This is a genomic window from Corallococcus terminator (assembly GCF_003611635.1).
Taxonomy (GTDB): Bacteria; Myxococcota; Myxococcia; order Myxococcales; family Myxococcaceae; genus Corallococcus; species Corallococcus terminator.
In genome coordinates this window covers 1-7,279 of sequence record NZ_RAVZ01000415.1, presented here as the reverse complement: position 1 = coordinate 7,279, position 7,279 = coordinate 1, and the positions used below count along the sequence as shown (strand labels likewise).

9 protein-coding genes are annotated in these 7,279 nt (G+C 69.3%); 3 read left to right on the top strand and 6 right to left on the bottom strand.

Annotated features, from left to right (window positions below):
* Positions 1-9 precede the first annotated feature (9 nt).
* The 3 genes from D7V88_RS36570 (at position 10) to D7V88_RS36560 (ending at position 2,549) form a co-directional block, all read left to right on the top strand.
* Positions 10-564 (top strand): Uma2 family endonuclease, encoded by a 555-nt coding sequence (locus D7V88_RS36570; RefSeq protein ID WP_120545214.1) that lies wholly within the window; start codon positions 10-12, stop codon positions 562-564.
* 151 nt (positions 565-715) lie between these two features.
* The gene (locus D7V88_RS36565; RefSeq protein ID WP_120545215.1) at positions 716-1,273 is read left to right on the top strand and encodes a Uma2 family endonuclease; all 558 of its coding nucleotides are present in this window, start codon (positions 716-718) and stop codon (positions 1,271-1,273) included.
* Between the two features lie 85 nt (positions 1,274-1,358).
* Positions 1,359-2,549: a metallophosphoesterase gene (locus tag D7V88_RS36560; protein ID WP_120545213.1), complete on the top strand. Its 1,191-nt coding sequence runs from the start codon at positions 1,359-1,361 to the stop codon at positions 2,547-2,549.
* On the opposite strand, the gene D7V88_RS43300 is transcribed toward D7V88_RS36560, so the two are convergent.
* The 6 genes from D7V88_RS43300 to D7V88_RS36525 form a co-directional block, all read right to left on the bottom strand.
* Entirely contained in the window at positions 2,527-3,645 is a 1,119-nt protein-coding gene (locus D7V88_RS43300) for an alpha/beta fold hydrolase (protein WP_158625238.1), read from the bottom strand. The two genes, D7V88_RS36560 and D7V88_RS43300, sit on opposite strands and share 23 nt — an antisense overlap.
* Before the next feature lie 137 nt (positions 3,646-3,782).
* Positions 3,783-4,664: a TraB/GumN family protein gene (locus D7V88_RS36550; protein WP_147449023.1), complete on the bottom strand. Its 882-nt coding sequence runs from the start codon at positions 4,662-4,664 to the stop codon at positions 3,783-3,785.
* Between the two features lie 149 nt (positions 4,665-4,813).
* Positions 4,814-5,701 carry a hypothetical protein gene (locus D7V88_RS36540; protein WP_120545210.1) on the bottom strand — a complete coding sequence of 296 codons (888 nt, stop codon included), beginning with the start codon at positions 5,699-5,701 and terminating at the stop codon, positions 4,814-4,816.
* The gene (locus D7V88_RS36535; RefSeq protein ID WP_120545209.1) at positions 5,698-5,916 is read right to left on the bottom strand and encodes a hypothetical protein; all 219 of its coding nucleotides are present in this window, start codon (positions 5,914-5,916) and stop codon (positions 5,698-5,700) included. The genes D7V88_RS36540 and D7V88_RS36535 overlap by 4 nt, the downstream gene beginning before the upstream one ends.
* Before the next feature lie 188 nt (positions 5,917-6,104).
* Entirely contained in the window at positions 6,105-6,461 is a 357-nt protein-coding gene (gene yhbY / locus D7V88_RS36530; RefSeq protein ID WP_120545208.1) for a ribosome assembly RNA-binding protein YhbY, read from the bottom strand.
* A gap of 72 nt (positions 6,462-6,533) precedes the next feature.
* Positions 6,534-7,279 (bottom strand): DnaJ domain-containing protein (locus D7V88_RS36525; RefSeq protein ID WP_147449022.1); only part of this gene is annotated, 746 nt, incomplete at its 5' end.

Sequence of the window (7,279 nt, the reverse complement as noted above, 5' to 3'; positions counted from 1 at the left end):
GGAGAATCCATGGCGAAGAAACCCGCGACCTATGCGGACCTGGAGGCGCTCCCGGACCATGTGGTGGGGGAGATCGTCGCGGGGGAGCTGTATGCAAGCCCACGGCCGACGATGCGGCATTCGGCGGTTTCGTCCCGTCTCGGGGGGGAACTCATGAATCCCTTCGCGCGGGGACGGGGTGGTCCTGGGGGCTGGTTGCTCCTGGACGAGCCGGAGTTGCATGTGGGCGAGGACGTGTTGGTTCCGGATCTCGCGGGATGGCGGAGCGAAAGGATGCCCCATGTTCCCGACCTCGCGGCGACATCGCTGGCGCCCGACTGGGTTTGTGAGGTGCTGTCTCCGTCCACGCAGAAGCTGGACCGGGAGGCGAAGCTGCCCGTGTACGCGCGCGAGGGTGTGAGGCACGTGTGGCTGATGGATCCGCGGACGCTCACGCTGGAGGTGTTCGGCTTGAGCGAGGGCCGGTACACGTTGCTCCTCATGCACACTGGGACCGCTCCTGTTCGGGCGGAACCTTTCGACGCGATGGAGCTGGACCTGCCGTTCATCTGGGATGCGCAGTGAAGTGATGCTCACGCTGCCCCACGGCGAGCCTTGATGGACGTGATAGACCTGTAAGGTCCTGGAAGATTCATCCACCCCTGCACGTCAGACGCGCGTGCTACCTCCTTCGACCATGGATAGAGTGGTGGGCGGCGAGGACTGGGGAGAATCCATGGCGAAGAAACCCGCGACCTATGCGGACCTGGAGGCACTCCCGGACCATGTGGTGGGGGAGATCATCGCGGGGGAGCTGTATGCAAGCCCACGGCCTTCGGCCCCCCATGTCACGGCGGCTTCGCATCTGGTGATGGCGGTTGGCGGCCCTTTTGATCTGGGACAGGGCGGGCCTGGAGGCTGGCTCATCGTGTTCGAGCCCGAGTTGCATCTCGGAGCAGATGTCCTTGTTCCGGACCTTGCGGGCTGGCGACGCGAACGGATGCCGGAGTCTCCCAAGGTCGCGGCATTCACGCTCGCTCCCGATTGGGTCTGTGAGGTGTTGTCTGCCTCGACACGGAACCTGGACCGAAGGGTAAAGCTCCCGGTGTATGCACGCGAGGGCGTGCGGAACGTTTGGCTTGTCGACCCGGTGTCCTGCACTCTGGAAGTGTTTCGACTGGAAGCAGATCGCTACACCCTGCTTGCCACTCACTCTGGACCTGGCTCAGTGCGTGCCGAGCCCTTCGAAGCAGTGGCCCTGACACTTGCAGTTCTTTGGGACAAGAGACACTGACCCGGGCGTTCGCCGTGGACAGCAGGCGGCCGGACGGTGACGGATTCAGGTGCGCGGAGGACCGAGGCGCGGGAGGCTTGGCGTCATGCCGTTGTCTCCGTTCTCCCTGCTCATCGCGCTGGCCGCCCTCCTGGGCCACCTGTACCTGTTCCGGCGGCTTGTGTGGAACCTCACCCCGCGCCGCGTGCCCCGGCTCATCGCCGCGGTCGTGCTGGGGGTGATGACGCTGGTGCTGGTGGCCCGTCGCTACCTGCAACGCACGCTTCCGGAAGCCCCTGGCGATGTCGTGGAGCTGGTGTCCTATTCGTGGATGGGCGTGGCGCTGTGTCTGGTGCTCGCGCTCGCAGGGCTCGACCTGGGACGGGCCGTGCTGTGGCTTGGCCGTCGCCTTCGTCCCGAGGCGGCCCGCGCGTCCGTGTCCGCTCCTGCGCCCGCCGTGGATGCGGACCGGCGCCGCTTCCTGTCACAGGCGACGGCGGGCGGTGCGCTCGCGCTGGGCGGCGGGCTCGCGGGTTATGGGAGCTGGCGTGCCTTCACCGCTCCGGAAGTGACGGAGCTGGTGGTGCGCATTCCTCGGCTGCCCCGCGCGCTGGAGGGCCTGAGCATCGTGCAGCTCACCGACCTGCACGTGGGCCCCTTCATCCAGCGGCGCTTCATGGACGAATTGGTGCGCCGGGCCAACGCACTGAAGCCGGACCTGGTGGCCATCACCGGCGACATGGTGGATGGCTCCGTGCCCCGGCTGGGCGAATACGTCGCGGCGCTCGGCAACCTCCAGGCTCGCTACGGACGCTTCTTCGTCACCGGCAACCACGACTATGCGTCCGGCGCCGATGCGTGGGTGGCCTATCTGCGTTCGCTCGACATCACCTCGCTGCGCAACCGGCACGTGCGCATCGGGGACGCGGGCGGCGCGTTCGACCTTGTCGGGGTGGATGACTGGCACGGTGCTCGGCGCCTGGGGCAGAAGGGCTATGACCTGGACAAGGCGCTCGCGGGACGCGACCCGGAGCGCGCCGCGGTGCTGCTCGCGCACCAGCCCGCCAACTTCAAGGTCGCCGCGGAACAGGGCGTGGACCTCCAGATTTCCGGCCACACCCACGGCGGTCAGTTGTTCCCCATGACGGCCCTCATCGGGCTGAGCTGGGAGCACTCCGCTGGCCACTACCAGCACGGCGATTCGCACATCTACGTCAGCCGGGGCTGCGGCTTCTGGGGACCGCCGATGCGGCTGGGCAGTCCCCCGGAGCTCGTCAAGCTGGTGCTGACTTCGTGAGGAACGCGTCCAGCGCGGCGTTGACCGCGTCCGGATGGTCCAACTGGATCCAATGTCCGGCGCCCTCCACCACCTGGTGCGGCACGCCTTCCGCCAGCCGGTGGAGGCTGCGCGGCGTGTCGTTGTCCGCCGCGACGAGCGAGAACTTCGGGCCCGGGTAGCGCTCGAGCGCTGCCGTCAGGTCGAAGGTCGCCCAGGAGCGCTGGGTCGCCACCACCGCGGAGAGCGGCGTGGCCTCCAGGTCCGCGAGCAGCCGCTCGCGCACGTCCACGCGAGCCCCGGCGGACTCCGCCCAGTCCTGCCGCAGGGCCTGCGCCACGTCGGGCGCGTCGCGGGAGGCGAGGAAGGTCTCCCGCTGGGCTTCGGGAATCCGCCGGGCGTCCGTCATCGGATCCACCAGGAACAGGCCCGCCACCTGCCGGGGATTCTCTCCCGCGTAGGCCAACGCCACCCCCGCGCTGATGCTGTGTCCCACGAGCACGAAGCGGCGCAGGCCCAGGGCGCGCACGACGCCCCCGATGTCTCCGGCCAGGGACTCCAGCGCGTAGTCCTCCGGCTCCGGCAACGTGGAGCCGCCATGTCCGCGCAGCTCCAGCGCGATGCCCCGACGGCCCGCGGCGGCCAGGTGCTCCAACTGGGCCTGCCAGTGAGAGGCATTGCCCGCGAGCCCGTGCACGAAGACGACGGGCAGCGACTTCCCGCCGCCCCCGGTGTCCACCAACCGCAGGTCCCCGGAAGGGCCCGCCACGCGGAAGTCGTCGAAGCGGACGCGGTGGCCGACGAAGGCCTGGCCTTCCGCGAAGGGCACTTCGTAGTGGGTGACGTGCACGTCGCGGTCGATGAGGTAGCGGTCATCCTCCGGGAAGAAGATGGCGCGCTCCGGCGAGTCGCCCGCGAAGCGCTTCACCGCGTCCATGGACTCCCAGAGGGTGACGAGCAGGAACTCCGCGCGGCCGTCCTCCACCTTGCGCAGGCAGTACGCGGCCAGGTTGCCCGGCGTGCGGCGGTAGTGCGTCAGGCCCGTCTGGTGGAGATAGGTGAGGTAGGCGTCGGCGTCTTCCGCCTTCGTCACCCCGCGCCAGGTGCGTGCGAGCATCGTGGTGGGTCCTCTTGCCGCGAAATGGAGCCCGACGTGTAGCGCGGCCGATGGGAGCGCGGCCACTTCGCGAGGGCCGTGATGCGGGAAGACGACACTTCACGGCGGGGATGGGCTCGCGGCCTCCATGCAGGGATTCAGTGCGGAGTGGGCGTCGCGGTGCTGGCACCCAGCGCGGGAGGGGATGCGCTCAGCGTTCCGACGGAATAGGTGCCGTCGTAGCCGTCCGGGTCGTCCGCGTTCTTCTGGAGCGAGATGCTGGCGGGCTGCGCCGCGCCGACGCCGCGCAGGGGCTTCTCTCCGCAGGTGTCCGCCGTCATGCCTCGGCAGATCCACGCGGAGCCTCCCGGATAGGCGAGGTCGAGCGATACGAGTCCAGGCTCCGTCGCGAGCAGCCGGTGCGTCATGAACTCCAGCGACTTGTTCCACGGAGCGCCCACGTCGCGGCGCGCGTGCAGGTTGCCCACCAGCACGATGAAGGTGCCCTGACGTGCCTCACCCCGCGCCTTCTGGAGCTGTTCCGCCATGGTGGCGTCCCGGTCCTTGCCGCCCGCGTCGAACGCCACCACGCGGAGGGGCAGCCCCGCGTGCTGCCAGTTCCGCACGCGCTCCAGCAACTGCTTCATGGCCTCGCTGCTGCGGCCGTCCTGGACCTCGCGTCGCCAGAAGTCGCTGTCGGTGAACTCCCAGGATGCGCCGTCCTCCTTCGCGAACCAGGCGTCCAGGCGCGCCTGCTCCTCCACGGGCAGCTCCAGCGCCAGCCGCACCGGCTGTCCCGCCGTCGCCGCGTGACACGCGAGCATCGAGGCGAAGAGAGGGGCCTCCTGCGTGCCGTGCATCTCCCCCAACACCACGAAGGCCGCGGGTTTGAGCACCGTCTCCATGCCGGGGATGGCGGGACCGCAGTCCACGCGCGGATTCGCGGCCTGGGCCTCGGAGGCTGTCGGGGTTTCGCGCGCTGTCCTGCAACCCCCGAGCATGAGGGAGACCGCCAGCAGCGACCACGGGGACATTCGCATGGAGAAGCACCTCCTTGGAGAAACCAGGGAGGCCGCAGTCTGACCCAGGCCGCATGCCGCGCGGGCGGTGAAAACAGGACGGCCCGCCCCGGACTTGCCGGAAGCGGGCCGTTGGCTTCGCGCGTCACTCAAGGACGCGGTGCGCTGGATCAGCTCGGGGAGACGGCGGCCCCGGCGTGGGACTCGCGCTGGGTCACGGCGAGGGCGGAGCGCTGCAACCACCCGGCGAGCCCCAGCATCGCGAGCCCTGACGTGCGCAGCGTGCGCAGCAGCTCCACCGTTTCGGTGGGGTTGCCGGGCAACACCATCCCCAGCCATTCGCGCGCGTCGTAGAAGAGCCACACCGCGCCGGACACGCCCATGGCCCACCACACCCACGCGAGCCGCCCACCGCGCAGCATGTACGCGACGCGGAGGATGGGCGCGACGAGCAGGATGGTCGTCATGTCCGCCAGCGTGGACGCAAGCCCGATGACCGCCGTGCACGTGGACGCGAAGTCCTTGCCCAGGTGGCCCATCGCGGTGACGAGCGCCGGCCCACCCACGACGAGCGCGGACACCGCCGCCACCGCCCACAGCAGCGTCGCGCGCGGGCTGGACGGGGGTTGCAGGCCCGACTGCTGGTAGGTGCGCGCCAGCATCACCAGCGCGAACGTGGTGCTCACGTTGGCCAGCACCACGACGACCATGCGCACGGGTAGCAGCGGAGACGCGACGAACGGCACGTCCGGCACCGCGTGCATCCAGTAGCTGCGCAGCGCCGTGCTGAGCAACGACAGCCCCGCGCCCACCGTCAGCAGGCCCCACACGCGGCGCAGGTAGTCGCCCGGCGCGAACGACAGCGCCGCCGCCAGGGTGCCCAGCACCGCCAGCAGGCCCACGGTCCATCCCGCCACGTCTCCCACGAGCGACAGCCGGTGCGCGTCCTGGAGGGACGTGGCCACCGCCGCCAGATGGACGAACTGGAGCACCGCCACGGCGCCCAGCCAGGGCACCACCGACCCGGAAGCGCGGCCCGGGGAAGGGGAGGGGCTCATCGCAGCTTCTCCATGGCCGTGGAGAACTCCGTGAGGATGACCTTCGTGTGCAGGGCTCCGATGAAGGTGTTGAGCATGGGCTTGAGGCCCTCCAGCAACTGCGGCAGGTCCTGCACGCCCACCTGTTCAGGGGGGCGCTTCAGGGCCCGCAGCGAAGCGGTCTGGATGGCCATCTTCGCGGTGAACCCACCCAGCAACGGCTCCAGGTGGCGCATCAGCACGTCTTGCCAACCTGAAGCGGTGGGGGGGACGACGGACGAGGGGGTCTGCAACGTCACCTCCGGGGGGAGACCCACAGCGTAGGGACTGTTGCAGACCGGCGCGAGGGTTCGGCGGTGCTCAAGCCCGCACAAAATGCTCGGGCCGGTCTGTATTCCCCGCGACCTCCGGAAAAACGGTGCGACTAACGGCGGCGCGGCTTCTTCTCTTCGGCCGGTTTGGGGACCGCCTTGGGCTCGTGGGGGCCCTTGAGGATGTCCTCGAAGTGGGACTTCAGCTTGCGCCGCTTGAAGAAGAGGGCGGTGCGGCCGAGCAACTGCGCGAGATCCGAACCGGTGTCCGCGGCGATGCGGTCAGCGACTTCGTGGCGGCCGTCCGGACCTTCGTTGATCTTCACCTTGATGAGTTCGTGGTCGTTCAGCGCCTGCTCGACGGCGGCGATGACGCCCTCGGTGACGCCGGACTGGCCGACGAGGACCACCGGCTCCAGGTGGTGGCCGAGGGCCCGCAGGTGGCGGCGTTCTTTCCCGGTGAGGGGCATGGGGTGTCTCCTTGAGAAGGGCGCGGGGGTCGGGGCGTTTTCAGGGCCCGGACCGGCGAAAAGGGGCGCACCCTACTTCTTTTGGGCCGCCATGCGGACTTCCCGCATCGCGTCGATGTGATCGGGTTGCAGCTCGACCGTGCGCTTGAAGTGCTTGAGGGACCCGCTGACGTCGCCGCTCAGCTTGGCGATGACGCCCAGGAAGTAGTGGGCGGGGGCCATGCGCTCGTTCTTCTTGATGGCAGCCTGGATTTCCCGGAACGCCTCCGGCTGGGCGGCCTTCTTGTCCGGGGAGGCGAGGAAGCGGGCGTAGCCGCGCCAGGCGAAGAACTCCGGCTCTTCGGCGTTGAGGCCGATGGCGTCGTTGAGCATCTTCACCGCTTCGGGGTACTTGCGCGCCTTCACCAGGATGCAGGACTTCTGGAAGAGCTCTTCGGCCTGGAGGATGGACTGGATGTCCACGCCGTCGCCGCCGCCGCTCTTGAGTTCCTCCAGGTAGGCCGCGCGGCTCTTGTCGTCCGTGAGCGTCCGGTACGCGTCACCGATGTACGCGAACACCTCCGCCTTGAGCTTCTCCAGCTCCGGCGGCGCGCCCTGGGGGAGGGTGTCCGGGTGGTAGAGCTTGGCCATGCGGAAGTAGGCCACCTTCACCGCGCCGCCGTCGGTCTGTTCGGTGAGGCCGAGCCGCTGGAAGTGGTTCTGTTCCTTCAGGGTCGCGGCGAGCGCGCGCAGCGTGGGCAGTTCCTCCGCGCCGGGCACGGGGCCGGACGCCGCCGGAGCCGGAGCCGCTGCCTGGGCGGGAGCACCGACGACAGGGG